At 64.5% G+C, this 16,979-nt stretch carries 13 protein-coding genes; 7 read left to right on the top strand and 6 right to left on the bottom strand.

Annotation, left to right across the window (positions count from 1 at the left end; translation table 11 throughout):
- Positions 1-24 precede the first annotated feature (24 nt).
- Positions 25-543, top strand: a complete 519-nt coding sequence (locus ACOI1H_RS10020) for a DUF2231 domain-containing protein (RefSeq protein WP_422437102.1) — start codon at positions 25-27, stop codon at positions 541-543.
- On the opposite strand, the gene ACOI1H_RS10025 is transcribed toward ACOI1H_RS10020, so the two are convergent.
- Both ACOI1H_RS10025 and ACOI1H_RS10030 read right to left on the bottom strand, forming a co-directional pair.
- Complete coding sequence (locus ACOI1H_RS10025; RefSeq protein ID WP_422437104.1) at positions 513-1,025, bottom strand: CopD family protein; 513 nt, start codon at positions 1,023-1,025, stop codon at positions 513-515. The two genes, ACOI1H_RS10020 and ACOI1H_RS10025, sit on opposite strands and share 31 nt — an antisense overlap.
- Positions 1,022-1,672 (bottom strand): cytochrome c oxidase assembly protein, encoded by a 651-nt coding sequence (locus ACOI1H_RS10030; protein WP_422437106.1) that lies wholly within the window; start codon positions 1,670-1,672, stop codon positions 1,022-1,024. The genes ACOI1H_RS10025 and ACOI1H_RS10030 overlap by 4 nt, the downstream gene beginning before the upstream one ends.
- Positions 1,673-2,120: 448 nt before the next feature.
- Here ACOI1H_RS10030 and ACOI1H_RS10035 point away from each other — a divergent pair, with 448 nt between their 5' ends.
- Positions 2,121-4,658 carry a membrane-bound PQQ-dependent dehydrogenase, glucose/quinate/shikimate family gene (locus ACOI1H_RS10035; RefSeq protein WP_422437107.1) on the top strand — a complete coding sequence of 846 codons (2,538 nt, stop codon included), beginning with the start codon at positions 2,121-2,123 and terminating at the stop codon, positions 4,656-4,658.
- Between the two features lie 293 nt (positions 4,659-4,951).
- On the opposite strand, the gene ACOI1H_RS10040 is transcribed toward ACOI1H_RS10035, so the two are convergent.
- The 4 genes from ACOI1H_RS10040 to ACOI1H_RS10055 form a co-directional block, all read right to left on the bottom strand.
- Positions 4,952-5,542 (bottom strand): NYN domain-containing protein, encoded by a 591-nt coding sequence (locus ACOI1H_RS10040; RefSeq protein WP_422437148.1) that lies wholly within the window; start codon positions 5,540-5,542, stop codon positions 4,952-4,954.
- Positions 5,543-5,549: 7 nt separating this feature from the next.
- Positions 5,550-6,785 (bottom strand): ABC transporter permease subunit, encoded by a 1,236-nt coding sequence (locus tag ACOI1H_RS10045; RefSeq protein ID WP_422437150.1) that lies wholly within the window; start codon positions 6,783-6,785, stop codon positions 5,550-5,552.
- 98 nt (positions 6,786-6,883) lie between these two features.
- Positions 6,884-7,690: a taurine ABC transporter ATP-binding protein gene (locus ACOI1H_RS10050; RefSeq protein ID WP_422437109.1), complete on the bottom strand. Its 807-nt coding sequence runs from the start codon at positions 7,688-7,690 to the stop codon at positions 6,884-6,886.
- A gap of 54 nt (positions 7,691-7,744) precedes the next feature.
- Complete coding sequence (locus tag ACOI1H_RS10055) at positions 7,745-8,749, bottom strand: ABC transporter substrate-binding protein (protein WP_422437111.1); 1,005 nt, start codon at positions 8,747-8,749, stop codon at positions 7,745-7,747.
- A 263-nt stretch (positions 8,750-9,012) separates the two neighbouring features.
- Between ACOI1H_RS10055 and ACOI1H_RS10060 the strand changes: the two genes are divergently transcribed.
- The 5 genes from ACOI1H_RS10060 (at position 9,013) to ACOI1H_RS10080 (ending at position 16,887) form a co-directional block, all read left to right on the top strand.
- On the top strand, positions 9,013-10,395 hold the full coding sequence (locus ACOI1H_RS10060; protein ID WP_422437113.1) for an aspartate aminotransferase family protein: 1,383 nt from the start codon (positions 9,013-9,015) through the stop codon (positions 10,393-10,395).
- Positions 10,396-10,512: 117 nt separating this feature from the next.
- Complete coding sequence (xsc, locus tag ACOI1H_RS10065; RefSeq protein WP_422437115.1) at positions 10,513-12,291, top strand: sulfoacetaldehyde acetyltransferase; 1,779 nt, start codon at positions 10,513-10,515, stop codon at positions 12,289-12,291.
- Positions 12,291-13,031 carry a TSUP family transporter gene (locus ACOI1H_RS10070; protein ID WP_422437116.1) on the top strand — a complete coding sequence of 247 codons (741 nt, stop codon included), beginning with the start codon at positions 12,291-12,293 and terminating at the stop codon, positions 13,029-13,031. Before xsc ends, ACOI1H_RS10070 begins: the two co-directional genes overlap by 1 nt.
- Positions 13,028-14,068, top strand: a complete 1,041-nt coding sequence (locus tag ACOI1H_RS10075; RefSeq protein WP_422437118.1) for an acetate/propionate family kinase — start codon at positions 13,028-13,030, stop codon at positions 14,066-14,068. The genes ACOI1H_RS10070 and ACOI1H_RS10075 overlap by 4 nt, the downstream gene beginning before the upstream one ends.
- Complete coding sequence (locus ACOI1H_RS10080; RefSeq protein ID WP_422437120.1) at positions 14,065-16,887, top strand: molybdopterin oxidoreductase family protein; 2,823 nt, start codon at positions 14,065-14,067, stop codon at positions 16,885-16,887. Before ACOI1H_RS10075 ends, ACOI1H_RS10080 begins: the two co-directional genes overlap by 4 nt.
- Positions 16,888-16,979 lie beyond the last annotated feature (92 nt).

Consider the following 16,979-nt stretch of genomic DNA (forward strand, 5'->3'; position numbering starts at 1 on the left):
AAAGTACAATCGTAGGAGCCGGCCGTGACGACAGAGAACCGCGTAGAGTCGAGGCAAGACCCGCTGACCGATCCCATCTCGGAAAGGGGAGGATACGACGAGACGGAAACCAAGGTCGGCTTCTGGGGTCACCCGCTGCACGCCATGACGGTGGCCTTCCCGGTCGCGCTGACCTTCTGCGCTTTCGGGGCGGACGCGTTGTACTGGTGGTCGGGCGACGTGTTCTGGGCGCGGGCCAGCATCTGGGCCGCCGGAACCGCATTTCTGTTCGGGCTTGCCGCGGCCGCCACCGGCACGGCAGAGTTGCTGCTGGTGTCGGGCATCCGCGTCCGCGCGGCCGCATGGACCCATGCCGTCATCGCCGTCCTGCTGCTGTCCCTGCTGGGGGCGAACTGGGGCTATCGTCTGTATGGATACGAAACGGCTGTCCTGCCCTACGGCATTCTGTTGTCGGGCTTCAACGTGCTCGTTGTGTCGGCGACGGGTTGGCATGGGGGCAAGCTCGTTTTCGATTATCGTCTGGGGACGTCGAAGGGCAGTTGACTGTCCCTCGGCTCCAGCAGCCAGTTTGGCAACGGAATCACCCCTAGGTCGGGCTTGGCCAGCACCAGGGTCAGGATGGCCAGCACCGGCACCATCAGCAACGTCAATGGCAGTCGGGGACTTGGGGTGGTGTGGGGGCCTTCCGTCTCGACCACGGCGGCCAGCACGTAGCTGATCCAGGCATGAAAGGCGACCAGCAGGGCCACGAAGACCAGTTTGGCGAACATCCAGGTCACGAACACCTCGCGCACAAAGATCAACAATGTGCCGGACGCGATAGCAATGATCGCGGCAGGTGTAATCACGAAGGTATAACCATAGTGCGTGGCCCGGCGGATGCGATCGTAGTCGGCCTGTCCAATGGCTGGATCATGCCGCGCCAGCATCAGCGGCAACGCGAACAGACCGGCGACCCACAGCGCCAGCATCATGATGTGCAAGACCTTGAGATGCGCGACGACCGGTTCCAACCAACCGATCATGCGCGGACCTGCTGCATTGTCCGCCATTCCCGTCGGGCGATCATCGCACCGAACAGGACGTACGGCAGGCTGGCCGGAACCCACATGATCAATCCACCAAGCTGCTGATCGGCCAGCGGAGCCATGCCCCATGCCAACGGTGCCATGGCATGGATCGCGTAAAGCTGCGTGGGCGCGAAGGTCAGCAAGGCACCCAGAAGCGCCATTTGCATGTAAGCGCCAAGGATCAGCAGAACGGCCGTCCCGCCACCCTGGTGCGGATGGAGTGCCGCCCGCCAGAACGCGACGGCCGACAGCAGCAAGGACGCCTGCATGGCCCAGTAGACCGCGACATGAGACATTGCCAGATCATAGGCGGGCGGCAGATGCCACGCCCACAGTACGACGGCCGAGGCCAGAAAGGGAATCGTGCCGGACCGCGGCGCGCGACTCGGCCAAGCCATCGCCAGCAAGGGTGCGGCCACCGCGACCAGCAGGACGTGATGCACGACCCGCGCCGAGAACAGCGCGGCAGACAGTGCGCAAAGTGGCGAGACGAAAACCACGACCAGCGCCAGAACCGACAAGGCCCCAGATCGCGATCGGCCCACCATCAGCGCCAGAAGAAGCAGCACCGCGATCAGCACGGGATCGAGGTTCCAGCGCATCCATATCCCGTCTGGATCGGATGCCGGACCGCAGTAGATCCGATTCCAACCCTGCTGCATCACGGTCCGGAAACAGGCGCGCCGCCCTGTCCCTCCGAACTTTCCTTCGACGCGCGCAGCGCGGTTCCAATGCTTTCGGCCATATGTGTGTCCCGGGACATACAGTCATTCCATCGTTCCGACCCGAGTATCGCGCGGATCAGAGAGGTGACGCGCGGCGGGCCTTTGGTCCGAACAGCCCCGACGCCAGTTTGTTCCTGCAAAATGTCTCGGCCTTGGTCCCGTCCGAGCGTCGCTGTCGTCCTGCCCGGTTGCCAGACCCAAGTGAGCGACGGAAAATCAGGAACATTTTCTCGCGCTATCGTGTTCCGGTCACAAGTTGGGAGAAATGGCCATGATCGAAAACCGTCAGTCGTCACACGCATCCAGGCCGGCACGGTGGTGGACCATGTTCGTCGCTGCGGTGCTGATGATTTTTGGACTTCCGCTGGTAGCCGGGGGTGCCTGGCTCATGTCTCTCGGTGGGTCATGGTATTACCTTCCTGCAGGCACCGGTCTGATTTTGACCGCATGGTTCCTGTTCCGGCAAGAGCGTCTGGCGGTCTGGATTTACCTGATCACATTCGCCGGCACCGTCATCTGGGCCTTGTGGGAAGCGGGACTTGACCCTTGGGCGCAAGTGCCAAGGCTAGTCGCGCCGACTGTCGTTCTTGTCCTTGTGCTGACCACCCTGCCCGCCCTGCGCAGATCGGCGCGGCGTGTCGGCCCGGCTGCAACCGTCAGTGTACTGGTCGGGGCCACCGGGCTTGTCGGGTTCGCAAGTCAAGCCGTATCACCGGCCGCGGCGCAGGACGGACGTGTGACCACTGATGAACAGGACTCAGACAGCGGTTCCGACGCTCCCTTGGTCCAGAATGATGATACGGGCACCCCGCCCCCGGCAGGCGACCAAGGCGTGGTCGATGCCGATACGCCTGCGGCCGAGCTGCCGGTCGAACCCGCAACAGCGGAGGGCGACCCCCAGGTCGACGCAGTTCAGTCTTACAATGTTCTCGAAGCAGGGGTCGACTGGCCCGCCTACGGCGGAACCCACCATGCCATGCGCTATTCGCCCCTGACGCAGATCACGAAAGAGAACGTCGGCCAGCTCGAGCAGATCTGGGAATTTCGCACCGGCGACCTGCCGGAAGATGATGAACCATTCGGCAACCAGAACACGCCCGTCAAGGTGGGCGATCGCCTGTACCTGTGCTCGGCCATGAACAAGATCACGGCGCTCGATGCCGCGACCGGTGCCGAATACTGGACGCACGATCCCGAGACGCCATCCGATGCGATCGGCTACAACGCCTCGTGTCGCGGCCTCGTCTATTTCGAGGACCCTACCGCTGAGCGGACTGAAATCTGTGCCACACGGGTCGTCAACCTGACACATGACGCACGCATGATCGCTCTCGACACAGAGACTGGTCAGCTTTGCCCCGATTTCGGGCAGAGTGGCGTCGTCGACCTCATGGAAGGCATTGGCGACTCTGCCCCCGGTTTCTACGCGCCGACATCGCCGCCAACCCTGGTGCGCGACGTTCTGGTCGTGGGCAGTCAGGTCAGCGACGGCCAGACGCGAGAGGCACCTTCCGGGGTGATCCGAGGCTACAATGTCGTAAGCGGCGAACTCGACTGGGCCTGGGACATGGGGCGGCCCGGGGAAACGGGCCTTCCGCCGGAAGGCGAAATCTATACGCCAGGCACGCCGAACATGTGGACCATCGCCTCGGGCGACAGCGAACTGGGGCTCGTCTATATGCCGATGGGCAACTCTGCTGTCGATTACTGGGGTGGCGATCGCTCGGACGCAGAAAACGAATATTCGACCGCGATCGTGGCGCTGGACGTGGAAACGGGCGAGGTCGCCTGGCATTACCAGACGGTGCACTATGACGTCTGGGACTACGATCTGGGCGGACAAGGCACGTTGGTGGATTTCCCCACGGCCGACGGCCCGGTCCCTGCCATCATCATGCCGTCCAAGCAGGCCCAATTCTATATCCTCAACCGCGAGACGGGGGAGCTGCTTGTGGACGTCGAAGAACGACTTGCACCGCAGGGCGGCGTCGAGCCGGAGCGCCTGTCACCGACGCAACCCTATGTGACCGATTTCCCGAACCTCATCAAACCCACGCTCACCGAAGCCGACATGTGGGGGGCCACCCCGCTAGACCAGTTGTACTGTCGAATCCGGTTTCGCCAAGCGTCCTATGACGGTGTCTATACGCCTCCCACGGTGGACCGTCCCTGGATCCAATATCCCGGTTACAATGGGGGTGTCGACTGGGGGGGCGTAGCGATCGATCCCGAAAACAACATCATGATCAGCAATTACAACAACATGCCGAACTACAACCAGCTGGTGCCTCGCGAAGAAATCGAGGAAATGGGCATCCTGCCGATCACCGATCCGAACTACGATGCGGATGCTGGCGGCGGGTCTCATGGCTCGATCAGCCCACAGGCTCAAACGCCTTACGGAATTCGCGTCAACGCTGGTTGGAGAGTGCCGTTCACGGGTCTGCTCTGCTCGCAACCACCCTATGGTGGCATCGCGGCAATCGACCTGAACACACGTGAAGTCCTGTGGGACCGCCCGTTTGGGACGGCGCGCAAGAATGGCCCCTTCGGCATCCCGTCGATGCTCCCGATCGAAATCGGGACACCCAACAACGGCGGCGGCGTCGTGACGGCATCGGGTCTGTTCTTCATCGGTGCAGCGACGGATGACCTCTTTCGCGCCGTCGACGTGCAAACCGGAGACCGGCTTTGGGATGTCGCCCTTCCCGCAGGTGGTCAGGCGACCCCAATGACCTATGAAGCAGGCGGTCGTCAGATCGTCGTGATCAATGCCGGTGGCCATGACTTCATGGAAACCAAGATCGGCGACTACTTCATTGCCTATGCGTTGCCCGACGACAGCGCGGTGGATTCGCAATAGCGCAAGATGACGTGTGACCTGTCCTCCGTCCGACTTTCCTCCACCCGACTTTGCCGAGCTCGGGCGGTGCGGATCCGGGGCGGCGTTGTCCTTCAATCGCCTTTGGCAAAGTGAAAAACGGCCGTGACGATGAAAACGGCGGCGCGACAGTCGTTCGAACCTGCCGCCACCGCGTCGTCCGCAACGTGTCGGGCCAGCGGTTGCGGTTATCGCCCCAGGCGACCGGAACCGAGGCGGATGCTGCTTGATACGCCGGTGTGTCCAAGTGCGGGCCAGTGACAGAGACCCCCGGCTTACAGTTGCAGGAGTGGCGTCCCTTCCCGCCACCGCCCCTTGACCAACGCCCCGTGGCGTGTAGCGCCGGGAAACTGCTGGCACCAGTCGCGAAAGCGGTCGTTGGATACGATCCGAAGGCGCGACCGGGACGCATGGTCCAGAAGAAGCGGGTCGGCGGGACAGCCGCTATCGGCCACAGTCACGTTCTGTCCCGGCAAGCCGATCATCGCGCCCAGCGCCGCCGGGCCGAGGTAACGATCCGCCAGTTTGTAGCCTGCGTTCGCATCGAAATAGACGTGCGGCCGCTCACCCCTCTCAAGCAGGTTCTGCACCACGCGGGCGAGCACCTTTGCCGAGGGGTCGCCGTTCCAGTGCATGACGTTGGAGCCGTCGACCAAGATCGTCGGCCCAATGCGTGGCGGGACACGGCGCGGGACGACCCTGCCGGTCGGTCTGCGTCGCCGCAGCACAAGGAACATGATGTCCCAGACAACGCCCAGCGCCATTGCGGCCAGCACCAGCAAACCAAGACCGTGCAGGCCCTGCGGATCGGCACCGCCCAGCGCCAGCAGGACGAACAAGGCGGCCAGCGCCGCTGCAACGGGCATCACGGGGTCAGCCCTTGCCCTTCCAGGGAACCATGACCCGTTCCAGCCAGCGGATGCCAAGGTCGATGGTGAAACCGACGATCCCGATCACGATGACGCCCATCAGGACGATGTCGGTGTTCTGGAACTTGGAGGCCACCATGATCATCATGCCGACGCCGGTCTGCGCCGCCACCAATTCCGCCGCGACGACCGTGCCCCAGCAGACGCCCATCGCGACCCGCGCGCCGGTAAAGATTTCGGGCAGGGAGTTGGGGACGATGACGTGCCGCATGACCTGCCAGCGGGACGCGCCCAGCGAATAGGCGGCGTGGACCTTGGAAATCCGCACGCCTGACACGCCGGACCGCGCGGCAATCGCCATGATCCACAGTGCGGCAAGGAACAGCAGGATGATCTTGCCCGTCTCACCGATGCCCGCCCAGATGATGACCAGCGGGATCAGGGCCAGTGGGGGCACCGGGCGCATGAACTCGACGATGGGGTCGAACCAGCCCCGGAACCAGTCCGACAAGCCCATCGCATAGCCCAGCGGAATGCCCACCAGCGCACCCAGCAGGAATCCCACGATCACGCGAAACAGCGAATAACCCAGGTGTTCCCACAACGTGGCCCCGCGAAAGCCTTCGCGGGCGATAGTGACGGCTTGGCTCCAGACGGCCTCTGGCGGGGGCAACCAGATCGGCTCCATTTGCCAGCCAGAGGCAGGCGAGATGTTCAGCGTGCCCTTGGGCGTCATCGCGACCCGGCCAAAGCCGGTGCGGACACTTTCGCCCGGCGCGATGGGGGTGCCATCGACGGCCGTGATCTCTGCCCCCGCCTCGCGCGTGACCGCGTCGTTGTCCGCGACCCGCAGCAGAGCGCTGCGGAACATGCCAATCGCGATGGAATCGTTGACCGCGGCACCTTCGCCGGGATCGACGGTGGGATCGTCGGTGCTGACGTCCGGCGGATGCACCAAGACCGTCACCTTCGCGTCGTCCGTCGCGCCGTCAGGCAGGGTAAGAGTATAGTCGAAGGTCGCCGTGCCTTCGAACGGACCCGGCATGTGCAGGAAACCGGGCAGCAGTTTCGACCCGGTGAAGGCCCCCCAGAACACGAAGATCAGGACGATGCTGATGACGGATGCGACAGAATTGGACACCACCGCGGATTCGTCGCCGAAGGTCACGGTCTTCAGACTGCCGTAGTCGTGACGCAGTCGTAGCAGACGACGCACGCCGGACCAGACGACCATCAGCATCAAAATCAGGGCGAGGTAGGCAAGGATGTAGGGCAAGGCCGTGCCGACAGCGGCCAGCACCGTCAGAACCTCGCCCCAAAGGGCGGCAATCACGGACATCAGACGGACTCCCCTGTGCTGCCCATGATCTCTTCCTCCATGTTCCAGATCATCGAGAGGATCTCCTCTCGGGTCTGGGCAAAGCGGGGGTCCTTCTTGACCTCGCGCAGGTCGCGGCCCACCCCCATGTCGGCAAAGGGCAGGTTGTATTCCTTGTGGATGCGCCCCGGACGCGGCGCCATGACGATCAGACGCTCACCCAGCAGCAGCGCTTCCTCGACCGAATGGGTGATCAGGATGATGGTCTTGCCCGTCTCTTTCCACAGCTTCAGGACAAGGCCCTGCATCTTTTCCCGCGTCAGCGCGTCCAGCGCGCCTAGCGGTTCGTCCATCAGGATCACGTCGGGTTCATTTGCAAGGCAGCGGGCCAGCGCCACGCGCTGCTGCATGCCTCCCGACAGTTCGTAAACCGCCTTGTCCTTGAAATCCCGCAGACCCACGATGTCGAGAAGGTGATCGACGATCTCCTTCTTAGGTGCGGCCTTCATCCTCTTCATGCGCGGTCCGAAGCCCACGTTTTCGCGCACGTCCATCCATTCGAACAGCGCGCCCTGCTGGAACACCATGCCCCGGTCCGCACCCGGCCCGGTGACGCGCTTGTCGTTCAGGGTGATCTTGCCCTCGGTCGGGGCAAGGAACCCGGCGACGATATTCAGCAAGGTGGTCTTGCCGCACCCGGACGGGCCGAGGACGCTCAGCAACTCTCCCGGTCTAAGGTCGATTGTCACGTCCTTCAGCGCCTGGACGGCACCACCCTGCGGCAGATCGAACCGCATGGACAGGTTTTCGATGTGCAGACCGGTCAAGTCAGCCCCTTTCTTGAAAAAGGCGCGCGGAGTCACCCGCGCGCCGTCTTGGGTTCAAAGGCCCTGAGCAGCTTCCAGCGGACCGGTGTTCACGGCGGCCTCGTAGCCGTCAAGCGCGGACGGGATCGACCCCGCCTCGACAAAGACCTGCGCCACGCCCTTCATGAATTCGGCAGCATTGCCGCCCAGCCACTTCTCGCTCAACTGATCCTCGATGCTGGGAAAGGTGAAGGTCGACATGAACTCCCGCACCGCCGCTTCGTCCATGCCAGAATCCTGCGCGATCACGGGGACCATCTCATCGACCATGGCACCCGAGTTCCAGTCGGCGTTGGCCTTGGCCGTGACAGCCAGGAATTGCGCCACGACATCGGGGTTTTCCGCGACGAAAGCGGCAGGGGCGGATGTCACGTCGAACACCAGAATACCCAGCTCTTCCTTTTCGGCCCCGGTCAGCAGGACGTTGCCGTACTCCATCGCCGTGCGCAGCGATCCGCCGTAGCCGCACATCATGTCCACCGACCCTTGCGCCAGTGCCGCGGCGCCTTCGGGCGGGGCCATGTCGACGACCTCGAGGCTGGCAAGGTCCACGCCGAAGTGGTCCATCTGCTTGAGGAAACCGTAGTGCGCCGCGGTGCCCAGCGGCACGGCGACCTTCTTGCCGGCCAATTCGCCCGCGCTGTCCTTGTCGATCTCCAATGCGCTGGCGACGACGCAGTTGTCGTTGTCCGCATAGCTGACCGCGACGTCAAGCACCTGAAGGTCCTGCCCGGCGCTCGCGGCGATGACGAAGGGCGGGACGCCCTGGCTGACGCTGATCTGCACGTCGCCCGATGCCATCGCAGCGGACATCGCCGTGCCGGTGTCGAAGCTGACCCAGTTCACCTTCATGCCCAGCGCCTCGTCGTAGGTGCCCTGCACCTTGGCGTATTCGAACGGCATCGGCCATTCGAGGAAGTAGCCCACGGTCAGTTCTCCGTGCGCCTCGGCCATCGCCTGACCACCGGCCAGCAGGGCCAGCGCGCCTGTGGCCCCCATCATCATCGTCCTGATCTTCATGCGTTGTCTCCCGGTTGAAAGCGCCTTTGTGGGGCATGGTCAGCGCAGGTTTATTCCCGCGTCACGGAATGCAGCTAATCACAGCCCACCCCACTCTGACCAGAGCCCAGGTCCGGCCCCCTGTCCATGTCGTTTCCGGCCGCGCAGCGGTCGCGGTCAATGCCGCAAAATCGTGCAGGCGGATGCAGTCTCTTGCCAAATGCGGAAGGCATGGCCAAGACTGAACACCGCAACCCCCGCCGCTTCAACCCCGGATCACACCCATGAACCAGCACGCCCTGTCGAACGATCCCGCCGCCGTCATCGCCGCCGACCGCGCCCATGTCTGGCACCACCTGATCCAGCACAAACCGTTCGAGACGATCGACCCCCGCATCATCGTGGAAGGCCGCGGCCTGCGCGTCTGGGACATCAAGGGCAAGGAACACGTCGACGCCGTGTCAGGGGCGGTCTGGACCGTGAACGTGGGCTACGGGCGCAAGCGGATCGCCGATGCGGTGGCGGCACAACTGACGAAGATGTGTTTCTTCGCCGGGGCGTCCGGCACCATTCCCGGTGCGCAGTTCGCGGAGATGCTGGTGGCCAAGATGCCGGGCCTCGACCGCGTCTACTATGCCAATTCGGGGTCCGAGGCGAACGAGAAGGCGTTCAAGATGGTGCGCCAGATCGCGCACAAGCATCACGGCGGGCGCAAGCACAAGATCCTGTTCCGCGAACGCGACTACCACGGCACGACGATCGCCAACCTGTCCGCCGGTGGCCAGCAGGAACGCAACGCGCAGTACGGTCCCTATACGCCCGGCTTCGTGCAGGTGCCGCACTGCCTGGAATACCGCCGTCAGGACGGGCTGACCGACGCCGACTATGGCATCCGCGCCGCCGAGGCGATCGAGGAGGTGATCCTGCGCGAAGGCCCCGACACCGTGGGCGCACTGTGCCTCGAACCCATCACGGCCGGCGGCGGCATCGTCACCCCGCCCAAGGGCTACTGGGACCGCGTGCAGGAGATCTGCCGCAAATACGATATCCTGCTGCATATCGACGAGGTCGTCTGCGGCCTTGGCCGCACCGGCACCTGGTTCGGCTACCAGCACTACGGTGTGCAGCCTGATATCGTGACGATGGCCAAAGGCGTCGCCTCGGGCTATGCCGCGATCTCCTGCTGCGTGACGACCGATGCGGTGTTCGAGCAGTTCAAGGACGACACCGATCCGATGTCCTACTTCCGCGACATCTCGACCTTCGGCGGCTGCACCGCAGGCCCGACCGCCGCGATCGAGAACATGGCCATCATCGAAGAGGAGGACCTGCTGGGCAACTCTGCCGCGATGGGCATCCATCTGAAGAACAATCTGTACGCCCTGATGGACAAGCACGCCGTCATCGGCGACGTGCGCGGTCAGGGTCTGTTCTGTGGCGCGGAACTTGTCACCGACCGCGCCACGAAAGACCCCTTGAACGAAAAGCAGGTGGGTGCCATCGTCGCCGACTGCATGGCGCAGGGCGTGATCATCGGTGCGACCAACCGGTCCGTTCCGGGCTTCAACAACACCCTGCTGTTCGCGCCCGCCCTGATTGCCACGACGGACGACATCGACCAGATCACCGACGCCGTCGACCGCGCCCTGACCCGCGTTCTGGGTTGACGCCCCACATTCATCTGGCCCGATAAACTCCGGGGTTTGGGGCAGCGCCCCAAGCCGATTTTTCGGCGAAGAATCGGAAAAGCCTGCCGCCACGCCCCTCGCCCAAGGATCAAGCCCATGAAAATGACCACCGAAGAGGCCTTTGTCAAAACCCTGCAAATGCACGGGATCGATCAGGCCTTCGGGATCATCGGGTCAGCGATGATGCCGATTTCCGACATCTTCCCCGATGCCGGAATCACCTTCTGGGACTGCGCCTACGAAGGCTCTGCAGGGATGATGGCCGACGGCTATACCCGTGCCACGGGCCGCATGTCGATGATGATTGCGCAGAACGGACCGGGCATCACCAACTTCGTCACCGCAGTGAAGACCGCCTACTGGAACCACACGCCGCTGCTGCTGGTCACCCCGCAGGCCGCCAACAAGACCATCGGTCAAGGCGGTTTTCAGGAAGTCGAGCAGATGAAGCTGTTCGCCGACATGGTCGCCTATCAAGAAGAGGTCCGCGATCCCTCGCGCATTGCGGAAACCCTGAACCGCGTCATCATGGCGGCCAAGCGCGCCTCTGCCCCCGCCCAGATCAACGTCCCGCGCGATTTCTGGACGCAGGTCATCGACGTCGACCTGCCGCAGATCGTCGCGTTCGAGCGTCCGTCCGGCGGCACGGACGCCATCGCACGCGCCGCCGACCTTCTGAGCCGGGCGAGATTCCCGGTGATCCTCAACGGTGCCGGCGTCGTGCTGTCCGACGGCGGCATCGCCGCGTCGATACGGCTTGCCGAACGCCTCGATGCGCCGGTCTGCGTGGGCTACCAGCACAACGACGCCTTCCCCGGATCGCACCCCCTTTTCGCCGGGCCGCTGGGCTACAACGGCTCCAAGGCCGCGATGGAGTTGATCGCAAAAGCCGATGTGGTGCTGGCGCTCGGGACCCGTCTCAACCCCTTCAGCACCCTCCCCGGCTATGGCATCGACTACTGGCCGAAGGATGCGGCAATCATCCAGGTCGACCTGAATCCCGACCGCATCGGCCTGACGAAGAAGGTCAGCGTCGGCATCGTCGGCGACGCCGCGATCGTGGCCGACCGCATCCGTGACGCGCTGACCCACACCGCAGGCGATGAGGGACGGCAGGACCGAAGAGCGTTGATCGGCGACACCAAGTCCCGCTGGGCGCAGCAACTGTCCAGCATGGATCACGAGGACGACGACGAGGGCACCACCTGGAATGCACGCGCCCGCGCGGACAAGCCCGACTGGATGTCTCCCCGCATGGCCTGGCGCGCGATCCAGTCCGCCCTGCCGCGCGATGCGATCATCTCGTCCGACATCGGCAACAACTGTGCCATCGGCAATGCCTACCCCAGCTTCGAGGCGGGTCGCAAATACTTGGCCCCCGGCCTGTTCGGGCCCTGCGGCTATGGCCTGCCGTCCATCGTCGGGGCCAAGATCGGCTGCCCGGATGTGCCTGTCGTGGGCTTTGCCGGCGACGGTGCCTTCGGCATCGCCTGCAACGAACTGACGGCCATCGGACGCAGCGAATGGCCCGCGATCACCATGATCGTCTTTCGCAACTACCAGTGGGGCGCGGAAAAGCGCAACTCGACCCTGTGGTTCGACGACAACTTCGTCGGCACCGAACTGGACGAAGGTGTCAGCTACGCCGCCATCGCACAGGCCTGCGGCCTTCAGGGCGTGCAGGCCAAGGGCATGGATGCGCTGACGCAACTTCTGAATACCGCGATCGCGGACCAGATGCAGCACGGCAAGACCACCTTGATCGAGGTCCTGCTGAACCAGGAACTGGGCGAACCGTTCCGCCGGGACGCGATGAAAAAGCCCGTGCGCGTGGCCGGCATCAGCAAGGCGGACATGGCAACAGCCCAGGTCTGATGCCCTTCGACCTGCCCCCTGGCACGGTGACCCTGCTGGCTGCTGCCCTGCTGGTGGCGGCGCTGGTCAGGGGCTACGCCGGCTTCGGATTTTCGGCGATCTTCATCGCCTTCGCGGCGCTGGTGACCGATCCGGTGCCGCTGATCCCGGTCGTGTTTTTGGCGGAACTGGCGATGACGGCTTTGCAGGCCCGCGGCCTCCGGGGCCACGTCGACTGGCCCCGCGTCCGTGCCCTTTTGCTGGGGGCCGCGATTGCGCTGCCGTTCGCGGTCTTTGCTTTACTCAGCCTTCCCGTCGACGGCGTACGGCTGTTGGTGTCGATCATCGTCGGCGGCCTGGCGCTGGTCATGCTGTCGGGATGGACCCTGCAGCGCAGGCTGGGCCAAGGGGGCCACGTCGCCATAGGCCTTGCGGCCGGTGCCGCCAATGCGGTGGGCGTCGGCGGTCTTCCCGTCGCGACGTGCCTGGCCGCACAGCCCATGCCCGCCGCCACATTCAGAGCCACGATGATCGTCTTTCTGACCGGCGTCGATCTGATGACCCTGCCGTTGATGGCCTGGGGCGGTGCCGTGACCACCGACACCTTCATCGCGGCGGCCTTGGCAAGTCCTCTGCTGGCCGCCGGAATCCTGCTGGGCAACCGGCGCTTCGCCGCAGCGCCGCCCGCAGCGTTCCGCCGCTTTGCCGTGGGACTGCTGCTTGTCCTCGCGGGTCTGGGCCTGATCAGGTCGCTGGCATGAGCATCCTTGTCCTCAACGCCGGATCGTCTTCCGTCAAATCGGCGCTGTTTGACAGCGATCTTGCGCCGATCGATAGCCTGACCCTGTCCGAGGTCGCGGATCACCAGGACGCCGTCGCCACGATCCTCGACCACTATGCGGCCCACAGGCTGACCGCCGCAGCGCATCGCGTCGTGCATGGCGGCGTGGCGCTGACAATCCCGACCCGGATCACACCAAAGGTCCGCGCCCAGATTGCGGCATTGATCCCGCTCGCCCCGCTGCACAACCCGGCGGCCCTCGCGGGGATCGATGCCGTGACGGCCTTGGCACCCGATCTGCCGCAGGTCGCGTGTTTCGACACCGGCTTTCATGCGACCAACCCGCGCGTGGCCACCGCCTATGCGATCCCCGATACACCCGGCATCCGGCGCTACGGCTTTCACGGAATCAGTTACGCCGACCTTGTCGGTCGTCTTGACCCGCAGCCGCATCGTCTGCTCGCCCTGCACCTTGGCAACGGGGCGTCGCTCTGCGCAATCAGGTCCGGACATTCGGTCGCCACGACGATGGGCTACTCGCCGCTCGACGGGCTGACGATGGGCACACGCTCCGGCACCATCGACCCCGCAGCCGTCCTCGCGCTCGCGCGCCTGCACGGTATCGACGGCGCAGAAACCTTGCTGAACCGCAAAAGCGGGCTGCTGGCCTTGGGCGGAGCATCGGACATGCGCACGCTGTCCCGGGCGCAGACCAAGGACGCCCGCTTTGCCATCGGTCATTTCACCTACTGGGCGGTGCGCCACGCCGGCAGCATGATCGCCGCGATGGGCGGGATTGATGCACTGGCCTTCACCGGCGGCATCGGAGAGAATGACCCGAACATCCGCGCCGCCATCATGGAGGGGCTGGCCTTTACCGGGCTGGTCACGGACGCGGACGCAAACGTCAGGGGAGACGCCCGCTTGCACACCGACACGTCACCCGTCAGCGCCTGGATCGTGCCTGCGCAGGAAGAGCGCGCCATCGCGGCGGCCGCGCTGAGGCTGATCGCGTGACCGATCCGGTGATCGCCCTGTCACGGCCCATCGGGGACGAAGTGCGCAAGACCACCTGCTACATGTGCGCCTGCCGCTGCGGCATCGACGTCCACATGAAGGGCGGAAAGGTTGCCTACATCGAAGGCAACCGCGACCATCCGGTGAACAAGGGCGTGCTGTGTGCCAAGGGCAGCGCCGGGATCATGCAGCACAACGCCCCCGCCCGACTGCGTGCGCCCCTGCGCCGCACCGGCCCGCGCGGGTCCGGCCAGTATGAGGAAATCACCTGGGAGGAGGCGCTGACCCTCGCGACCTCGTGGCTAAAGCCGCTGCGCGACACGGCACCGGAAAAGCTCGCCTTCTTCACGGGTCGCGACCAGTCGCAGTCGTTCACGTCGCTTTGGGCACAGGGGTTTGGGACGCCGAACTATGCCGCGCACGGCGGCTTTTGTTCGGTGAACATGGCGGCGGCGGGCATCTACACGATGGGCGGTGCGTTCTGGGAATTCGGCCAGCCCGATTGGGACCACACCAAATTGTTCCTGCTGTTCGGCGTGGCCGAGGATCACGACAGCAACCCGATCAAGATCGGCATCGGCAAGCTGAAGGGACGCGGCGCGCGCATCGTCGGCGTGAATCCGATCCGTACCGGCTACAACGCGGTGGCGGACGACTGGTTCGGCGTGACCCCGGGCAACGACGGCCTGCTGATTCTGGCGCTGATCCACTGCCTGATGACGGCAGGCAAGATCGACACGGACTACCTTGCACGGTTCACCAATGCGTCCGTTCTGGTGAACCAGGACCCGAAATCGCCGGAACACGGCCTGTTCATCCGCGACGACGAACTGCGCCCGCAAGTGATCGACAGTCGCACCGGGAAGCTTGCCCCCTGGAACGGCGAAGGCGTGGAACCTGCCCTGACGGGAACCTGGCGCAATGCCGGTGTCACCCATCGCAGCGTGTTCCACCTGATGGCCGACCGTTACACCGACCCGGTCCATGCGCCCGAGAACGTGGCCGCGCGTGTCGGCATCCCAGCCGCCCGCATCCGTCAACTGGCAGCCGACATGGCCGACGTCGCCTTCGACCAGCCGGTCGTGCTGGACCAGCCGTGGACAGATTTCCGGGGCAAGCGGCACGAAACGATGATCGGCCGTCCGGTCAGTGTCCACGCCATGCGGGGCATCAGCGCCCATTCCAACGGCTTCCAGACCTGCCGCGCGCTGCACATGTTGCAGATCATCCTCGGTGCCGTGGAAACCCCCGGCGGCATGCGGTTCAAACCGCCCTACCCCAAGCCCGCCACAGCCCACCCGCGGCCCCATTGCAAGGTGGTGCCGGGTCAGCCTCTGAACGGTCCGCATCTGGGCTATCCGCAGGGGCCAGACGATTTGTGCCTGACCGATGCAGGCACGCCCGCGCGCATCGACAAGGCCTTTACGTGGGAAAATCCGCTGTCGGCGCATGGACTGATGCATATGGTCATCAGCAACGCCCACGCAGGCGATCCCTACAAGATCGACACGCTGTTCATGTATATGGCCAACATGTCGTGGAATTCGTCGATGAACACGCGCGGCGTCATCGACATGCTGACCGACACGGACGCCGACGGCGACTACGTCATCCCGCGCATCATCTACTCCGACGCCTATGCGTCCGAGATGGTGGCCTACGCCGACCTGATACTGCCCGACACGACCTACCTTGAACGGCACGACTGCATCAGCCTGCTGGACCGCCCGATCTCCGAGGCGGACGCCGTGGCCGACGCGATCCGTTGGCCGGTCGTGGAACCCGACCGTGACGTGCGCGCTTTCCAGTCGGTCCTCTGCGACCTTGGTGCCCGGCTTGGTCTGCCCGGCTTCGTGAACGAGGACGGCAGCGCGAAATACGCCGATTACGCCGACTACATCACTCACCACATCCGGCGCCCCGGGATCGGCCCACTGGCCGGCTGGCGCGTGGGCGAAACCGGTCTGCAAGGCGGACGCGGCGATCCCAACGACAACCAGCTGGCCGAATACATCGCGCACGGCGGCTTCTGGGCCAGCCATGTCCCCGCAGAGGCCGCCTACTACAAGCCGTTCAACCGCGCCTATCAGGATTGGGCGGTGACGATGGGCCTTTACGATAGCCCGCAGCCCTACATCTTTCAGCTTTACGTCGAACCCCTGCGCCGCTTCCAGCTTGCGGCCGAAGGGCACGGACCGCGCCAGCCTCCGGATCATCTGCGCGGCCAGATCAAGGTGACGCTGGACCCGCTGCCGATCTGGTATCCTCCGTTCGAGGATGCCCACATCGACCCCGCCGAATATGACGTCCACGCCCTGACCCAGCGCCCGATGGCGATGTATCACAGCTGGGGCAGCCAGAACGCATGGTTGCGGCAGATCCATGGGGTTAATCCGCTCTATGTGCCGACAAGGATCTGGGCCAAGCACGGCTTCAAGGACGGCGACTGGGCGCGCGTCACGTCGGCCCACGGATCGATCACCGTGCCGGTCGCCTTGCAGGAAAGCCTGAACGAAAACACCGTCTGGACCTGGAACGCCATCGGCAAGCGAAAAGGGGCCTGGGCGCTGGACCGCAACGCGCCAGAGGCGACGCGGGGGTTCCTCTTGAACCATCTGATCCACGAACTGCTGCCGCCCAAGGGCGACGGCCTGCGCTGGGCCAATTCCGACCCGGTGACAGGTCAGGCCGCGTGGTTCGATTTGCGGGTCAAGATCGAGAAGTCGGGCGCACCGCGAGAGTCCCAACCGGTCCTGCCGTCCGTCGGCTCACCCGTCGACAAGCCACCCCGATCCCTGCGCTGGCGGGTCCGCCCTTGACGCGACGCATCCCCTTCATCTGGCCAGACAAACTCCCGCCGGAGGCTCCGGCGCAGGCCGCACGTGCCAAAGTCCGATCTTTCGGCAAAGAG

It is taken from the genome of Loktanella sp. DJP18, from assembly GCF_049310965.1.
Lineage (GTDB): Bacteria > Pseudomonadota > Alphaproteobacteria > Rhodobacterales > Rhodobacteraceae > Loktanella.